This is a genomic window from Streptomyces sp. DS1-CR2, assembly GCF_055760475.1.
In genome coordinates, this window is the sequence record NZ_CM147085.1 from 2718327 (window position 1) to 2733996 (window position 15670).

13 protein-coding genes are annotated in these 15670 nt (G+C 68.7%); 5 read left to right on the forward strand and 8 right to left on the reverse strand.

The window, feature by feature from the left end; translation table 11 throughout:
• Window positions 1-57: 57 nt before the first annotated feature.
• On the reverse strand, window positions 58-678 hold the full coding sequence (gene ctaE, locus ACY0PA_RS13375; RefSeq protein WP_100592161.1) for an aa3-type cytochrome oxidase subunit III: 621 nt from the start codon (window positions 676-678) through the stop codon (window positions 58-60).
• A 187-nt stretch (window positions 679-865) separates the two neighbouring features.
• Between ctaE and ACY0PA_RS13380 the strand changes: the two genes are divergently transcribed.
• Window positions 866-1267, forward strand: coding sequence for a hypothetical protein (locus ACY0PA_RS13380; RefSeq protein ID WP_473084824.1), 402 nt, complete (start codon window positions 866-868; stop codon window positions 1265-1267).
• A gap of 80 nt (window positions 1268-1347) precedes the next feature.
• Here ACY0PA_RS13380 and ACY0PA_RS13385 read toward each other — a convergent pair whose 3' ends face one another.
• The 4 genes from ACY0PA_RS13385 to ctaC form a co-directional block, all read right to left on the reverse strand.
• Window positions 1348-2607, reverse strand: a complete 1260-nt coding sequence (locus tag ACY0PA_RS13385) for a L,D-transpeptidase (RefSeq protein WP_473084825.1) — start codon at window positions 2605-2607, stop codon at window positions 1348-1350.
• Between the two features lie 134 nt (window positions 2608-2741).
• Entirely contained in the window at window positions 2742-3140 is a 399-nt protein-coding gene (locus tag ACY0PA_RS13390) for a cytochrome c oxidase subunit 4 (protein WP_326776135.1), read from the reverse strand.
• Window positions 3137-4873: an aa3-type cytochrome oxidase subunit I gene (gene ctaD / locus ACY0PA_RS13395; RefSeq protein ID WP_383092530.1), complete on the reverse strand. Its 1737-nt coding sequence runs from the start codon at window positions 4871-4873 to the stop codon at window positions 3137-3139. Before ctaD ends, ACY0PA_RS13390 begins: the two co-directional genes overlap by 4 nt.
• A complete protein-coding gene (gene ctaC, locus ACY0PA_RS13400) occupies window positions 4870-5829 on the reverse strand; it encodes an aa3-type cytochrome oxidase subunit II (RefSeq protein ID WP_473084826.1) in 960 nt (319 codons plus the stop codon). Before ctaC ends, ctaD begins: the two co-directional genes overlap by 4 nt.
• 337 nt (window positions 5830-6166) lie before the next feature.
• Between ctaC and ACY0PA_RS13405 the strand changes: the two genes are divergently transcribed.
• Entirely contained in the window at window positions 6167-7555 is a 1389-nt protein-coding gene (locus ACY0PA_RS13405; RefSeq protein WP_473084827.1) for an aminotransferase class V-fold PLP-dependent enzyme, read from the forward strand.
• 5 nt (window positions 7556-7560) lie between these two features.
• Here ACY0PA_RS13405 and ACY0PA_RS13410 read toward each other — a convergent pair whose 3' ends face one another.
• Complete coding sequence (locus tag ACY0PA_RS13410; RefSeq protein WP_473084828.1) at window positions 7561-8535, reverse strand: carbohydrate kinase family protein; 975 nt, start codon at window positions 8533-8535, stop codon at window positions 7561-7563.
• A gap of 133 nt (window positions 8536-8668) precedes the next feature.
• Between ACY0PA_RS13410 and ACY0PA_RS13415 the strand changes: the two genes are divergently transcribed.
• Both ACY0PA_RS13415 and ACY0PA_RS13420 read left to right on the forward strand, forming a co-directional pair.
• Window positions 8669-8884 carry a hypothetical protein gene (locus ACY0PA_RS13415; RefSeq protein ID WP_473084829.1) on the forward strand — a complete coding sequence of 72 codons (216 nt, stop codon included), beginning with the start codon at window positions 8669-8671 and terminating at the stop codon, window positions 8882-8884.
• Between the two features lie 120 nt (window positions 8885-9004).
• Window positions 9005-10480 (forward strand): hypothetical protein, encoded by a 1476-nt coding sequence (locus tag ACY0PA_RS13420; protein ID WP_473084830.1) that lies wholly within the window; start codon window positions 9005-9007, stop codon window positions 10478-10480.
• Between the two features lie 75 nt (window positions 10481-10555).
• Here the strand turns inward: ACY0PA_RS13420 and ACY0PA_RS13425 are convergent, their stop codons facing one another.
• Window positions 10556-10912 carry an iron-sulfur cluster assembly accessory protein gene (locus ACY0PA_RS13425; RefSeq protein WP_100592151.1) on the reverse strand — a complete coding sequence of 119 codons (357 nt, stop codon included), beginning with the start codon at window positions 10910-10912 and terminating at the stop codon, window positions 10556-10558.
• A gap of 279 nt (window positions 10913-11191) precedes the next feature.
• Here ACY0PA_RS13425 and nadA point away from each other — a divergent pair, with 279 nt between their 5' ends.
• Window positions 11192-12394 (forward strand): quinolinate synthase NadA, encoded by a 1203-nt coding sequence (gene nadA, locus ACY0PA_RS13430; protein WP_473084831.1) that lies wholly within the window; start codon window positions 11192-11194, stop codon window positions 12392-12394.
• Between the two features lie 79 nt (window positions 12395-12473).
• On the opposite strand, the gene ACY0PA_RS13435 is transcribed toward nadA, so the two are convergent.
• Window positions 12474-15638 carry an efflux RND transporter permease subunit gene (locus ACY0PA_RS13435; RefSeq protein ID WP_473084832.1) on the reverse strand — a complete coding sequence of 1055 codons (3165 nt, stop codon included), beginning with the start codon at window positions 15636-15638 and terminating at the stop codon, window positions 12474-12476.
• Window positions 15639-15670 lie beyond the last annotated feature (32 nt).

Consider the following 15670-nt stretch of genomic DNA (forward strand, 5'->3'; position numbering starts at 1 on the left):
AGGATCTTCTGCGTCGGTGCTTACTGGACGAGTCGGTACGTCGGGACGACGTGCCGGCTACTTGATCAAGTAGATCGTGGCGAAAAGGCCGATCCAGACGACATCGACGAAGTGCCAGTAATAGGACACGACGATGGCTGCGGTCGCCTGCTCATGGGTGAACTTCCTGGCCGCGTAGGTGCGGCCGAGGACGAACAGGAAGGCGATGAGGCCACCTGTCACGTGCAGTCCATGGAAGCCAGTCGTCAGGTAGAACACCGAGCCGTACGGGTCGGAGGACAGCGAGAGACCGTCCTTCTTGACCAGCTCGGTGTACTCGAAGATCTGACCGCCGATGAAGATCGCACCCATGATGAAGGTGACGATGAACCATGTCCTGAGCTTCTTCACATCCCCGCGCTCGGCGGCGAACACGCCGAGCTGACAGGTCAGTGAGGAGAGCACCAGGATCGTGGTGTTCGTCGCTGAGAACGGAACGTTCAGCGACTCGGCCATTTCCTTCCAGTGATCTGGCCCGGTCACCGATCGCAGGGTGAAGTACATCGCGAAGAGGGCCGCGAAGAACATCAGCTCGGAACTCAGCCAGATGATGGTTCCGACGCTGGTGAGGTTCGGCCGATTGACCGACGGGTGCGCGTGCCCGGTTTCTACTGTCGTTGCTGTCGCCACGACCGACATTATGTCGGTCGCTTATCTCGCGCTCACCCCGGGGGGTGCCGTTCGGAGTGTCTGTGGGGTGTGTCCAGCCCGTATGGCCCATCAGGGCGGCGTCCGAACCGGTGTTGACGGGGTGTCGGGAGGAGTAGGCTCCGCGCAACGCTTCCCCACCTTGATGAGTCAAAGACGCCGAAGTCTCGGAGGAACGATGCAGTCGACCGCGACGGTCCTGGTCTACAGCGACAACGCAAGCACCCGCGAACAGGTCCGCCTCGCGACCGGGCGCCGGCCCGCCGCCGACGCCCCCGAGATCGAGTTCGTCGAGTGCGCCACGCTCCCGGCCGTCCTCAAGGAGCTGGAGCACGGCGGCATCGACGTCTGCGTCCTGGACGGCGAGGCCGTTCCCGCGGGCGGCATGGGCGTCTGCCGGCAGATCAAGGACGAGATCTTCCACTGCCCGCCGGTGCTGCTCCTGATGGGCCGCCCGCAGGACGCCTGGCTGGCGACCTGGAGCCGCGCCGAGGCCGCCGTGACGCTGCCGGTCGACCCGGTGGAGTTCGCGGGCGCACTGGCCTCCCTGCTGCGCTCCCGGCGCGCCGTGGAGGCGTAGGGCGCTTCGGTACGCCGACGGGGCGGCCCGCAGCGCTGCTGCGGGCCGCCCCGTCCGTGTGCGTTCCGGAGTCAGAAGTCTCACACCTCGGGGCTCAGCCGGGCCGCCTGGACCGTGCTGTGGCCGCCGTCCGCCGCGACCGCCTGGACGGCGCTGCCCTTCTCCCAGTTCTTCCAGCTGAGGTTCCAGTCGCCGAAGCCGTTGCCGAACGGGTCCATTTGCGCGCCGTTGCTGTTGACGACCTTCACAATGTCGCCGGTGCGGACGGTGTTGAAGAACCACTCGGCGTTGCTGGTGCTCATGCCGGTGCAGCCGTGGCTGACGTTGGCGTACCCCTGCGAGCCCGCGGACCAGGGCGCGGCGTGCACGTATTCGCCGCTCCAGGTCACCCGGGTGGCGAAGTACACGGGCATGTCGTACGAGTCCGACGAGCCCTCGGCGATGCCGATGCTGGTGCTGCGCATCCGTACGAAGCGTTCCTTGCCGAGTACGACCTTGACCCCGTTGCGGGTCTCGAAGCCGGGCTTGCCGGTGGTGACGGGGATGGTGTTGATCACTCGGCCGTTGCGGTAGACCGTCATCGAGTGAGAGCCGGCGTCGGTCACGGCCTCTATTCGGTCGCCGATGGTGAGGCGAAGCGGCTTGGAGGCGCCGCCCCAGAGGCGGTCGCCGACCTTGATGCCGTCGAGGGTGCTGTGCGCCTCCACAGTGGCCCCTGCGGGCCAGTACTCCTCGGGGCGGAAGTGCAGCGTCTTGTCGTCCACCCACGTCCAGGAGCCCGCCACGGCGGGCTGCGAGTCGACCTTCAGGGCCCGCTCGACGACTGCCCGTGCGGCCTTGTCCTTGACGGCGGCGCTGAGTTCGGCGGTGACGGGCTGTCCGACGCCGTACTTGCCGGCCTCGGGGCCGAAGGTGACCTTCAGGGACTTCTTCTTGTCCGGGTGGCCCGTGTCGAAGGTGAGGACCTTGCGGCCGGGCGAGCCCTCGTCGTCCTCGGTGCTCACGTGCACCGTGTAGTGGGCGTCGGCGGCGAGCGGGGCGGTGCTGTGCCACCTGCTGCCGTCGGCCGACAGTTCGCCGACGACATAGCGGCCTATCTCATCCGTGGCCGTGACATCGGTTATGCGTGTTTCGTCGTCCTCCGAGGTGATCTCTATGGGTTTGTCCGGGTCGGTCTTCTTGCTCCCGGACTCCCCGCTGAAGCTGATCTCGCCCGCCGCGTCGTACGGCTTGGCGGAGAGCGGGTGACTGGAGCCGCTGCAGCTCGTGACGCTCGCACCGAGTGCGGTCACCAGCAGAGTGCAGCCCATTACCGTGCGAATTCTCGGTGAGTTGTTCATGAGCAATACGGTATGAACCCTCACCGCTCGCGGCGCGTCGATTGGGCCGTCCGAGGCACGGCCGGGACGGGGCACGGGAAAGGGCCCGGACACTCCGTCAGGAGTGTCCGGGCCCTTTCGGCGTCGGCCGGGCCCTACTGGGTCCGGTTCTCGCCGCGGTAGTACTCGAAGACCCAGCCCCACAGGCCGATGCCGATGATCGGGGCCGAGAAGTACATCAGCCACCAGCCGAAGACGACGCCCATGAAGCCGAGCGCACCTCCGATGGCCAGCGCGAGCGGCTGCCAGCTGTGCGGGCTGAAGAAGCCCACGTCACCGGCGTCGTCCGCGACATCGGCCTCCTTGTTGTCCTGCGCACCCGTGTCGAGCCGCCGGGCCGTGAAGGCCAGGTAGTAGCCGACCATGATGCACAGGCCGAAGGACAGGAAGAGCGCCGTGGTTCCGGCGGGCTCCTTCGACCACACGCCGTAGACGATCGCCATGGCGAGCACGAAGACGCTCAGCCAGATGAACATCTTGCCTTGGACCTTCACTTGCCGGCCTCCTTGCCACCAGAGAGAGCCTTGCCCCCGTGGCCGCCGTTCTGGAGCTGGTCCATCGCGGCGATCTCCGGGTGGTGCAGGTCGAACGCCGGCGACTCACTGCGAATGCGCGGCAGCGTGAGGAAGTTGTGCCGCGGCGGCGGGCAGGACGTCGCCCATTCGAGCGAACGGCCGTAGCCCCACGGGTCGTCGACCTCGACCTTCTTGCCGTACTTGGCGGTCTTCCACACGTTGTAGAAGAACGGCAGGATCGACAGACCGAGCAGGAACGAGGAGATCGTCGAGATCGTGTTCAGCGCGGTGAAGCCGTCGGCCGCGAGGTAGTCCGCATAACGACGCGGCATGCCCTCGACGCCCAGCCAGTGCTGCACCAGGAACGTGCCGTGGAAGCCGATGAACAGCGTCCAGAACGTGATCTTGCCGAGCCGCTCGTCGAGCATCTTGCCCGTGAACTTCGGCCACCAGAAGTGGAATCCGGCGAACATCGCGAAGACCACGGTGCCGAAGACGACGTAGTGGAAGTGCGCGACGACGAAGTACGAGTCCGAGACGTGGAAGTCCAGCGGCGGGGCCGCCAGGATGACGCCGGTCAGACCACCGAAGACGAAGGTGATCAGGAAGCCGATCGTCCAGAGCATCGGTGTCTCGAAGGACAGTGAGCCCTTCCACATCGTTCCGATCCAGTTGAAGAACTTCACGCCTGTCGGTACGGCGATGAGGAACGTCATGAAGGAGAAGAACGGCAACAGCACGCCGCCGGTGACGTACATGTGGTGCGCCCACACGGTCACGGAGAGACCCGCGATCGCGATGGTCGCGCCGATCAGGCCCGAGTAGCCGAACATCGGCTTCCTCGAGAACACCGGGATCACTTCGGAAATGATTCCGAAGAATGGCAACGCGATGATGTACACCTCTGGGTGTCCGAAGAACCAGAAGAGGTGTTGCCACAGCAAGGCGCCGCCATTACTGGCGTCGAACACATGGGCACCGAACTTACGGTCCGCCTCCAGGGCGAACAGCGCGGCGGCCAGGACCGGGAAGGCGAGCAGGACCAGGACGGCGGTCAGCAGCACGTTCCACACGAAGATCGGCATGCGGAACATCGTCATGCCGGGAGCGCGCATGCAGATGATCGTGGTGATGAAGTTGACCGCGCCGAGGATGGTGCCGAAGCCGGAGAAGGCCAGACCCATGATCCACATGTCGGCGCCGATGCCCGGGCTGCGGACCGCGTCCGACAGCGGGGAGTAAGCGAACCAGCCGAAGTCGGCCGCACCCTGCGGGGTGAGGAAACCGCCGACGGCGATGGTCGAGCCGAACAGGTAGAGCCAGTAGGCGAACATGTTCAGCCGCGGGAACGCCACGTCGGGCGCGCCGATCTGCAGCGGCATGATCCAGTTCGTGAAACCGGCGAACAGCGGCGTCGCGAACATCAGCAGCATGATCGTGCCGTGCATCGTGAACGCCTGGTTGAACTGCTCGTTCGACATGATCTGGTTGCCGGGACGAGCGAGTTCGGCGCGCATGAAGAGCGCCATGAGTCCGCCGATGCAGAAGAACGCGAACGACGTGACCAGGTAGAGCGTGCCGATCGTCTTGTGGTCAGTGGTGGTCAGCCACTTGACGACGACATTCCCCGGCTGCTTGCGCCTGACCGGCAGCTCGTTCTCGTACGAGTCGTCAGCTGCGGCGGCACCCTGAGGTTCGTTGAGGATGCTCACAGGTTGTTCGTCTCCCGGTTCTTCTCGTGGCTCGTCTGCGCGATGCCGGACGGGATGTAACCGGTCTGCCCCTTCTTCACGAGGTCCTTGAGGTGCTGCTGGTAGCGCTCAGGAGAGACGACCTTCACGTTGAACAGCATCCGCGAGTGGTCGACGCCGCAGAGCTCGGCGCACTTGCCCAGGAAGGTGCCTTCCCGGTTGGGAGTCACCTCGAAGGCGTTGGTGTGGCCCGGAATGACGTCCTGCTTCATCAGGAACGGCACCACCCAGAAGTCATGGATGACGTCGCGCGAGGTGAGGACGAACCGGACCTTCTCGCCCTTGGGGAGCCAGAGGGTGGGGCCGGGGTTCTTCGTCTGCGGGTTCTCCGACGCCGGAGTACCGGCCTCGTAGACGCCGCCGGCGTTCGCCGGGAAGTCCTCGATGAAGCGGTCCGGAATGCCGGCCAGTTCCTTCGAGGTCTTCGCGTCACCCGTGGAGCCGGGCACGTTCTCGACGTAGTTGAAGCCCCAGCTCCACTGATAGCCGACCACGTTGATGGTGTGGGCCGGCTTGTCGTCGAGGTTGAGGAGCTTCGTCTCGTCTCGCGCCGTGAAGTAGAAGAGGACCGAGACGATGATGAGCGGTACCACCGTGTACAGCGCCTCGAGAGGCATGTTGTACCGCGTCTGCGTTGGTACCTCGATCTTGGTGCGGCTGCGCCGGTGGAAGATGATGCTCCACAGGATCAGGCCCCAGACAAGGACACCCGTGGCGAGCGCTGCCGCCCACGAGCCCTGCCAGAGGGAGAGGATCCTGGGGCCTTCTTCCGTAACCGGGGTCGGCATACCAAGACGAGGGAAGTCTTTGTATGTGCAACCAGTAGCGGTTACCAGGATCAGGCCCGCAGTCAGCACCTGCGGCAGCTTCCGCCGCATCGGGCGCCGCGACGAGCGGTCGGAGCCGTTGGGACTCACGTAGCGCCTTCCCGAGAGTCTCGCCCGCGCTGGTTGGCTACGGCCGTCTCGCTGGTCGCTCGCCGCCCTGGCACACGGGCAGGGGTTTGGATGTTTATGCGGACCAAACCCTACTGGACGCTATTTGGGGTCGCGCGGGGAGGGTGCCTAACGCGCCGCGGGTCACTCAGAAGGGGTGGAACTTGCTGTTCCGGGGGCATCTGACGGGGGATCGGGGGGATGTCCGGCGGGTGACGGACGTGGGTGGTCCGGCGGGTGCGCGCTTCGGGCAGCCGGTCGCCCCCTCCCCTCACCCCTTGCGGGAGGCCACGCTCACCCGGGGCTTTACCGTTGCAGTGTGTCCTACTTCGACGCTGCCTCCTCCGCTCCCCTGCACCCCGTGGCCCGGCAGGCGCTGCTCGCCTCGCTCGACGAGGGGTGGGCCGACCCCGCCCGGCTCTACCGCGAGGGGAGGCGGGCCCGGCTGCTGCTCGACGCCGCCCGTGAGGCCGCCGCGGATGCCGTGGGCTGCCGCCCGGACGAGCTTGTTTTCACCCCTTCGGGGACGCGTGCGGTGCACTCCGGGATCTCCGGCGCGCTCGCGGGACGCCGGCGTGCCGGCCGGCACCTGGTGGTTTCCGCGGTCGAGCACTCCTCCGTACTCCATTCGGCTGCCGCGCTGGAGGCCGACGGCGGTTCGGTGACCGAGGTGGGCGTGGACCGGGCCGGTTCCGTCTCCCCCGCCGCGTACGCCGACGCGCTCAGGCAGGACACGGCGCTCGCCTGTCTCCAGTCCGCCAACCACGAGGTGGGGACGGTGCAGCCGGTGGCCGAGGTCGCCGCGGCGTGCCGGGCCGCCGGGGTGCCGCTGCTCGTGGACGCGGCGCAGTCGCTGGCATGGGGTCCGGTCGAGGGCGACTGGTCGCTGCTCGCGGGCAGCGCGCACAAGTGGGGCGGCCCGGCGGGCGTCGGTCTGCTCGTCGTGCGCAAGGGGGTGCGGTTCGCGCCCCAAGGCCCGGCGGACGAGCGGGAGTCGGGGCGGGCCGCCGGCTTCGAGAACATTCCGGCCGTCGTGGCGGCGGCGGCCTCACTGCGGGCGGTGCGGGCCGAGGCGGCGGAGGAGGACGCGCGGCTGCGGGAGTTGACGGAGCGGATCCGGGCGCGCGTCCCGGGGCTCGTGCCCGATGTCGAGGTGGTGGGCGACCCGGTGCGGCGGCTGCCTCACGTAGTCACCTTCTCCTGTCTCTATGTCGACGGAGAGACTCTGCTGCACGAGCTGGACCGGGCCGGTTTTTCTGTTTCGTCCGGATCGTCGTGCACGAGCAGCACGCTGACGCCGAGCCATGTGCTCAAGGCGATGGGGGTGCTGAGCGGGGGGAACGTACGAGTGTCGCTGCCGCTCGGGACGGGCGAGGGCGACGTCGAGCGGTTCCTCGAGGTGCTGCCGGGGACGGTCGCTTCGGTACGGGAGCGGCTCGGGGCAACGGCCGTGACCGCGCCCGCCCCCGCGCCGGCGAGTGCGCCCTCGCTCGTGGTCGACGCGCTCGGGAAGCGGTGCCCGATCCCCGTCATCGAACTGGCGAAGGTGATCGGGGATGTCCCGGTGGGCGCGACGGTGACCGTGCTCGCCGACGACGAGGCGGCGCGGCTCGACATCCCGGCGTGGTGCGAGATGCGGAGCCAGCAGTACGTCGGGGAGGAGCCGGCGGAGCGCGGTGCCGCCTATGTGGTCCGCCGGCTCTCCTGACGGGACTACTTCAGGTACTCCTTGACCTCGGCCGCGGCCTCGTGGCCGTACGCCTTGGTGAAGCGGTCCATGAAGTGGCCGCGGCGCAGCTGGTACTCCTGCGTGCCGAGGGTCTCGATGACCAGCGTGGCGAGCATGCAGCCGACCTGGGCGGCGCGCTCATGGCCGACGCCCCAGGCCAGGCCGGACAGGAAGCCCGCGCGGAACGCGTCGCCGACGCCGGTCGGGTCGACCTTGGCCTCCTCCTCGGCGCAGCCGACCTCGATCGGGTCCTCGCCGACGCCCTCGATGCGGACGCCGCGCGAGCCGAGGGTCGTGACGCGGTGGCCGACCTTGCCGAGGATCTCCTCGTCGGTCCAGCCGGTCTTGCTCTCGATGAGGCCCTTCTCGTACTCGTTCGAGAAGAGGTACGTGGCGCCGTCCAGGAGCGTGCGGATCTCGTCGCCGCTCATCCGGGCGATCTGCTGCGAGAAGTCCGCGGCGAACGGGATGGAGCGCGAGCGGCACTCCTCCGTGTGACGGAGCATGCCCTCCGGGTCGTCCGCGCCGATCAGGACCAGGTCGAGGCCGCCGACGCGCTCGGCGACGGACTGCAGCTCGATGAGGCGGGCCTCGCTCATGGCGCCCGTGTAGAAGGAGCCGATCTGGTTGTGGTCGGCGTCCGTGGTGCAGACGAAGCGGGCCGTGTGCAGGACCTCGGAGATGCGCACGGAGGCGGTGTCCACGCCGTGCCGGTCGAGCCAGGCGCGGTACTCGTCGAAGTCGGAGCCCGCGGCGCCGACCAGGATCGGGTCCGTGCCGAGCTGCCCCATGCCGAACGCGATGTTCGCGCCGACACCGCCCCGGCGGACGTCGAGGTTGTCGACGAGGAAGGAGAGGGAGACCGTGTGCAGCTGATCCGCGACCAGCTGGTCGGCGAAGCGGCCGGGGAAGGTCATGAGGTGGTCGGTGGCGATGGAACCGGTGACTGCGATACGCACGGCGTGGTCACGTCTTCCTGAGCGGAGGGGGTTGACGCTTTACGCTACCGGGTCGCGTCCGTCCGACTGAAGCGGCAAAATTACCCGATAGTAGGGCTTTCTTCGCAGGGACGGACCTGCATAGCGTTCCTTTATGACGAACCTCAAGGTCCGCACCGCGTCCGCGCCGCTCGACCTCGAAGGCGGTCTCGCGTCCCTGCGCGGCGACTGCGCCCGAATGGCCCCCCACTGGACGGCCCCCGCCAAGGACAAGCAGACGCCCGTCACCCCCTCCCTCCCCCACGGCGTCGTCGTGCCCTCCAGGTCCGCGCGGCTCATCGACTCGATGTCCGAATACGGGGACTGCTAGAGGCGCGCCCGTGCGGTCTCCGGGGAGCGAGGAGGGAACCGCACGCTCCCCCGCTGCGTCCCATCGCTGTCCCCCGTAAAGGGGATACGGCGTACGACCGGCAGTTGAAGGAGCGATGCGGTGAGCACCGAGCAGACGCAGGATCGACACCGGGGGCGGTCGCGGCTGGCCGTCGCCTCGGTCGCGGCAGCGGTACTCCTCGTCGGTGGCGGTGGCGCGTATGTCGCGGCGACCTCGGCCGACAGCGGCGGCGGCACCCCGGCGGCGGGCGACGACTCCACTCCCCCGCCGCTGCCCCTGGACGGCTACCGGGAGGGCGGTACGGGCTCCACCTCGGGGATCGCGCCGGGTGAGCCCGACCCGAACGGCACCCGCTACCGGGCCGACGGCAAGCTCCCCACGGGCCCCCGCGACGCCCCGGTCTACCGGACCGAGGGCAAGGTGACCGCGGCCGATGTCGCCGCGCTCGCCAGGACACTGGACGCGCAGGGCACCCCGCGCCTGGAGAACGGCGCCTGGAAGGTGGGCCCGGCCAAGGACGGCTCGGGCCCCTCGCTCCAGGTGACCGAGCGAGCCCCCGGCGCATGGACGTATGCGCGCTACGCACCGTCCGCGGGCCACAAGTGCGCGAGCCCCGCCAAGTGCACCGAGGCGCCGGGGAACGGCGGCGCCAAGGACGCCGTGAGCGAGGACGCCGCGAAGAAGGCGGCCGCTCCGGTCCTCAAGGCGCTCGGCCAGGACGACGCGAAGCTCGACGCGCGCCAACTGATGGGCGCGATACGGGTGGTGAACGCGGAGCCTCGCGTGGGCGACCTGCCCACGTACGGCTGGACCACGGGCGTCCAGGTCGGCTCGGACGGTCAAGTGGTGGGCGGCAGCGGCCAGTTGAAGAAGCCGGCCAAGGGTGACACGTATCCCGTGATCAGCGCGCAGAAGACGCTCGATCTGCTCAACTCCACGGCTGTCGGGGCCGGTCGCGTCGGTATCGGCGGCTGCGCGAGCCCGGCGCCGGTGAAGGAGCGGGACGAGGCGCCGTGCAAGGCGCCGGCGAAGCTGCCCGCGGTGGAGCCCGTCCATGTCACGGGCGCGACGTTCGGGCTCGCGGCGCAGTTCACGCAGGGGCGGCAGATCCTCGTACCGTCGTGGCTGTTCCAGGTGAAGCCGCAGGGCGGGCAGGCGGCCTTCACGGTGACGCATCCCGCGGTGGACCCGAAGTTCCTGACGTCGCCGCAAGCGCAGGGGCCGACCGGCAAGCCGAGCCCGCGGCCTAGCGTGAAGCCCGGTGATCCGGGGACCGACACCCGCGATGTGCGCCCCGACGGCTACACCGGGGACGGGCGGACGCTGACGGCGCACTTCACGGGTGGCGTGTGCAGCACCTACACGGCCTCGGCGACGGAGCAGGACGGCAAGGTCGCCCTGAAGGTCACGGAGACGCGGAAGAAGGGCACGGTCTGCATCGCGATGGCGAAGTTCTACACGCTGCCGGTGACGCTGGGCGAGCCGCTCGACGGCCGGAAGGTCGTGGACTCGCACGACAAGGCGGTGCCGCACGCGGACGGCGGGCGGGGGCACGAGCCGGCGCCGCAGGGCTGACGTCGCGGCGAAACGCGAAGCGGCGGTTCCCCCTCGAGCAGGGAACCGCCGCTTCGTGTGTGTACGGGTTCAGGCTCAGCTGAACGAGTCGCCGCAGGCGCAGGAGCCCGTGGCGTTCGGGTTGTCGATCGTGAAGCCCTGCTTCTCGATGGTGTCGACGAAGTCGACGGAGGCGCCGCCCAGGTACGGGGCGCTCATGCGGTCGGTGACGACCTTGACGCCACCGAAGTCCTTCACGACGTCCCCGTCGAGGGAGCGCTCGTCGAAGAAGAGCTGGTAACGCAGGCCGGAGCAGCCTCCGGGCTGTACGGCGACGCGCAGCGCCAGGTCGTCGCGCCCTTCCTGGTCAAGGAGGGCCTTGACCTTGGCCGCGGCGGCGTCGGACAGGAGGATGCCGTCGCTCACGGTGGTGGTCTCGTCCGATACGGACATCTGCTTCTCTCCAGGGTTGTACGGAGACTGCTTGCCGACGTTCCAACCGGCGGGGCCGCGGTTTCATTCCGGCCCTGGCGCTCGTGTTTCGCCTCTCGGCGAGTTCGGCTTCCTTGCTCTTTCATGCTCGCACACCCGGCGCGCGGGGGGCACGGGCCGGTCCACGCGGATTGCGTCACATCGACACGATGGCCATCGTCATTCTGACGTGAAGCAGTTATCATAGATAGCGTCATTTCGACGAGAAGCCTCGCCGCACGAATGTCATAACAAGAAAGGGTGCGTGACGTGACCACGGCCCAGACCCCCGTTGACCTGGACGTTCAGCCGACTCCGCTGGCTCTCCTGCTGCTCGGCCGCGAGGCCGACCCGCGCAGCGAGCGCGGTGTGGAGTGCCCTGGAGACCTGCCCTCCCCGTCCGACCCGGACCTGGTGGAGCGCGCCCGCGCGGCCAAGGAGAAGCTCGGGGACAAGGTCTTCGTGCTCGGCCACCACTACCAGCGCGACGAGGTCATCCAGTTCGCGGACGTCACCGGGGACTCCTTCAAGCTCGCCCGCGACGCGGCCGCCCGGCCGGAGGCCGAGTACATCGTCTTCTGCGGTGTGCACTTCATGGCCGAGTCCGCCGACATCCTCACCGGCGACGACCAGATGGTGGTCCTGCCCGACCTGGCCGCCGGGTGCTCCATGGCCGACATGGCCACCGCCGAGCAGGTCGCCGAGTGCTGGGACGTGCTGACCGAGGCCGGCATCGCCGAGCAGGTCGTGCCGGTCTCGTACATGAACTCCTCGGCGGACATCAAGGCGTTCACCGGCAAGCACGGCGGCACCATCTGCACCTCCTCGAACGCGAAGAGGGCGCTGGACTGGGCCTTCGAGCAGGGGGAGCCCAATTCGACAAAGGTGCTGTTCCTGCCGGACCAGCACCTGGGCCGCAACACCGCCGTGCGGGACATGGGCATGTCCCTGGAGGACTGCGTCCTGTACAACCCGCACAAGCCGAACGGCGGCCTGACCGCCGAGGAGCTGCGGAACGCGAAGATGATCCTGTGGCGCGGGCACTGCTCGGTGCACGGGCGCTTCTCGATCGACTCGGTCAACGACGTCCGCGAGCGGATCCCCGGTGTACGGGTCCTGGTGCACCCCGAGTGCAAGCACGAGGTCGTCGCCGCGGCGGACGAGGTCGGCTCGACGGAGTACATCATCAAGGCGCTCGACGCGGCCCCGGCCGGGTCGAAGTGGGCGATCGGCACCGAGCTCAACCTGGTGCGGCGCCTCGCCAACGCGCACCCCGACAAGGAGATCGTCTTCCTCGACAAGACGGTCTGCTTCTGCTCGACGATGAACCGCATCGACCTGCCGCACCTGGTGTGGACCCTGGAGTCGCTCGCCGAGGGCAACCTGGTCAACCGGATCGAGGTCGACCGCGAGACGGAGCAGTTCGCCAAGCAGGCGCTGGAGCGGATGCTGGCGCTGCCGTAGGCACCACAAGCGCGAGCAAGCCCGGAGCCCGGGTCCCACGTGACGGTGGGACCCGGGCTCCGGGCGTTGTGCCGGTGCGTCAGACCTGGGCCGGCTCCGGCTCGCCGGACTCGGCGTCCGAGGCCTGCGAGGCCTGCGCGGCCTCCTGCTCGGCCGGCACGCCGGCCTTCTTCGCCCGCTTCGCCGCGCGCTTCTTGCGGCGCCGCTCCTTGCGGAGCTCCAGCATCGCGTAGAGCGTCGGGACGAGGAGGAGCGTCAGGAGCGTCGACGTGATCAGGCCGCCGATCACCACGACCGCGAGCGGCTGGGCGATGAAGCCGCCCTCGCCGGTGACGCCGAGCGCCATCGGGAGCAGGGCGAAGATCGTCGCCAGGGCCGTCATGAGGATCGGGCGCAGACGGTGGCGGCCGCCCTCGATGACCGCCTCGATCGTGCCGTAGCCCTCCTTGCGGTACTGGTTGATCAGGTCGATCAGGACGATCGCGTTGGTGACCACGATGCCGATGAGCATCAGCATGCCGATCATCGCCGGGACGCCCATCGGGGTGCCGGTGGCGATGAGCAGGCCGATCGCGCCGGTCGCCGCGAACGGGATCGAGACCAGCAGGATCAGCGGCTGGGCCAGCGAGCGGAACGTGGCGACCAGGAGCATGAACACGATCGCGATCGCGGCCAGCATGGCGAGGCCGAGGTTCTTGAACGCGTCGTCCTGGTCGGACGTGACGCCGCCGATCGTGGCCGTCGCGCCCGCGGGCAGCTTCAGTGCCTTGATCTTCGTCTGCAGGTCGGCGCTGACCGCGCCCGTGTTGTCACCGGTCGGCCTGGCCGTGATCGTCGCGGCACGCGCGCCGTCGATCCGGGTCATGGAGACCGGTCCGTCGACCTGCTTCACCGTGGCGATGTCGCCGAGCTTCAGACCGCGGGGGCCCATCGGGAGCTTCTTGAGCTCGGCCATGGTGGTGGCGGGCTTCGCCGACTTCACGACGATGTCGCGCTCGGTGTCGTCGAGGACCGCCTTGCCGCTGGTGGTGCCGCGCACGGCCTGGCCGACGGCCGCGCCGAGCGTGGTGTCGTTGAACCCGGCCGCCGCGGCCTTGGAGTTGGCCCTGACCGAGATGCGCGGGACCGACTGCGACAGGTCGCTGGTGACGTCCGTGACGCCGTCGAGCTCGGCGACCTCGCCCTGGACCTCGTCGGCCGCCTTGCGCAGGACCTGGCCGTCGGCCGCCTTCACCACGACGCTGAGGTCCTGGCTGCCGAAGCCGTCACCGGCCGCGATGGTGGTCCGGCCGATCCCGGAGAGCCCACCGAGACCCTTCTCGATGCGGTCCTGGGTCTTCTCGTACGACGCCTTGTCCTTCAGCGTCACCTGGTACGACGCCTGGTTGGTGTCGGTACCGCCGCCGAAGGCCGCCATGAAGCCGGACGAGCCGATGGTGACCTGGTAGTCCTTGACCGAGTCGACGCCGTCGAGCAGCTTCTCGACCTTCTTCGCCGCGGCGTCGGTCGCCGCCAGGCTGGTGCCCGGCTTCAGCTCCTGCTTGATGGACAGGACTTCCTGCTCTCCCTGGTCGAAGAAGTTCGTCTTCAGCATGGGGGCCATGCCGAACGTGCCGACCAGGACCACGACCGCGATGAGGACGCTGGTGAGGCGGCGACGGGTCGCGAAGCGCAGGACGGGGACGTAGATCCGCTGGAGCCAGGAACGCGCCTCCTTCTCCTCCGCCTTGCGGCGCGCCTCCTCCGGGTCGACGCCCTTGATCGCCTTGGGCGGGCGCAGGAACCAGTACGACAGAACCGGCACGACCGTGAGCGAGACGATCAGCGAGGCCAGCAGGGCCGCCGTGACCGTCAGGGAGAACGAGCCGAACAGCTCGCCGACCATGCCGCCCACCAGGCCGATGGGCAGGAAGACGGCGACGGTGGTCAGGGTGGAAGACGTGACGGCGCCCGCGACCTCGCGGACCGCCTTGAGGATCGCCTCCTGGCGCTCCTCGCCGTAGCCGAGGTGCCGCTTGATGTTCTCCAGGACGACGATGGAGTCGTCCACGACGCGGCCGATCGCGATGGTCAGCGCGCCGAGCGTGAGCATGTTGAGCGAGAGGTCGCGGGTCCACAGCACGATCAGGGCCAGGACGACCGAGAGCGGGATCGAGACCGCGGTGACCAGGGTCGAGCGGATCGACGCCAGGAAGACGAGGATGACGAGGACCGCGAAGAGCAGGCCGAGCGCGCCCTCCGTGGTCAGCCCGTCGATGGACTTGGAGACGGCCGGGCCCTGGTCGCTGACGACCGTGAGCTTCGCGCCGGTGCCGAGGTCCCCCCGCAGGCCGGGAAGCTTGTCCTCGACCGCGTCGGAGATGGCGACCGCGCTGCCGTCGTGGTCCATGGTGACCACGACCGCGAGGCTGGGCTCGCCGTCGGTGCGGGTGATCGAGTCGGCCTTGGCGGGCTGTTGCGCGACCTTGGCGACGTCACCGAGGCGTACGGGCTTCCTGACGCCCTCGCCGGTGACCATCAGGTCCTGGATCTGCTTCAGGGAGGTGAAGCCGCCGCCGACCTGGACGGTGCGGTTGCTGCCGCCCTCGTCGAAGGAGCCGGCGGGCAGGGTCGCGCCGCCCGCCTGGAGGGACTGGCCGAGCGCGGCCTGGCTGACGCCGGCCGCGGCGAGCTTCTTGTCGTCGGGGGTGACGGTGACCTGGAGGTCGCGCACACCGTCGACGGTGACCTGGCCGACGCCGTCGATGTCCTTGAGGGACGGGACGACGGTCTTGTCGAGCTGGTCGGCGAGCGCCTGCTGGTCCTTGTCGGACGTGACGGCGAGGACCACGGTCGGTATGTCGTCCGTGGAACCCGCGACGACCTGCGGGTCGACGTCGTCGGGGAGCTGGGCGCGGGCCCGGTTCACGGCCTGCTGGACGTCGGCGACGAGCTGCTTGGAGCCGTTGCCGTAGTCGAACTGGGCCAGGATCACGGCGTTGCCCTCGCTCGCCGTGGAGGTGATGCCGGTGATGCCGTCGACCGCGTCGATGGTCGACTCGAGCGGCTCGATGACCTGCTTCTCGACCACGTCGGGAGACGCGCCCTGGTACGGGGCCAGGACGGACACCATGGGCAGTTCGATGGAAGGCAGCAGCTGCTGCTTGAGCTGAGGGATCGCGATGGCGCCGAAGACGATCGCGATGATCGACATCAGCCCGATCAGGGCCCGTTGAGCGAGGCTGAATCTCGACAGCCAGGACATGGTGTGGGTCTCTCTCTGTGGCGAGCGCGGCA

What these genes read in the sequence shown, in the direction of transcription:
- ACY0PA_RS13435 (WP_473084832.1), bottom strand. Translation starts at nt 15,638, where the DNA reads ATGTCCTGGCTGTCGAGATTCAGCCTCGCTCAACGGGCCCTGATCGGG.
- ctaE (WP_100592161.1), bottom strand. Translation starts at nt 678, where the DNA reads ATGTCGGTCGTGGCGACAGCAACGACAGTAGAAACCGGGCACGCGCAC.
- ACY0PA_RS13425 (WP_100592151.1), bottom strand. Translation starts at nt 10,912, where the DNA reads ATGTCCGTATCGGACGAGACCACCACCGTGAGCGACGGCATCCTCCTG.
- ACY0PA_RS13415 (WP_473084829.1), top strand. Translation starts at nt 8,669, where the DNA reads ATGACGAACCTCAAGGTCCGCACCGCGTCCGCGCCGCTCGACCTCGAA.
- ACY0PA_RS13380 (WP_473084824.1), top strand. Translation starts at nt 866, where the DNA reads ATGCAGTCGACCGCGACGGTCCTGGTCTACAGCGACAACGCAAGCACC.
- ACY0PA_RS13385 (WP_473084825.1), bottom strand. Translation starts at nt 2,607, where the DNA reads ATGAACAACTCACCGAGAATTCGCACGGTAATGGGCTGCACTCTGCTG.